Here is a 229-nt window from a genome sequence, read left to right as displayed (position 1 = left end):
CCCCTTCTTCCGGCCTTTGCGGTTGTTGCGCCTGGTCACCCTCCTCTCCGTGCTGCAACGCACCGTGGGCGAAACCCTCCGTGGCCGGGTGGCAACCTACGTCGCCGGGGCCGCCGCCATGCTCATCCTCATAGGTGCCCTGGCGGTGTTGGATGTTGAACAGAACGCACCCGACGCCAAGATCCTGACCTTCGGCGACGCAGCCTGGTGGGCCGTCACCACCATCACC

At 66.4% G+C, this 229-nt stretch carries 1 protein-coding gene; it reads left to right on the top strand.

Going from position 1 to position 229, the window contains the following annotated elements; translation table 11 throughout:
* On the top strand, window positions 1-229 hold a 229-nt coding region (locus tag ACCC96_RS30455; RefSeq protein ID WP_413697764.1), incomplete at both ends, for a hypothetical protein.

This window comes from Pseudomonas sp. Pseusp11 (assembly GCF_047304405.1).
Lineage (GTDB): Bacteria > Pseudomonadota > Gammaproteobacteria > Pseudomonadales > Pseudomonadaceae > Aquipseudomonas.
This window is presented reverse-complemented; position numbering and strand designations above follow the sequence as displayed.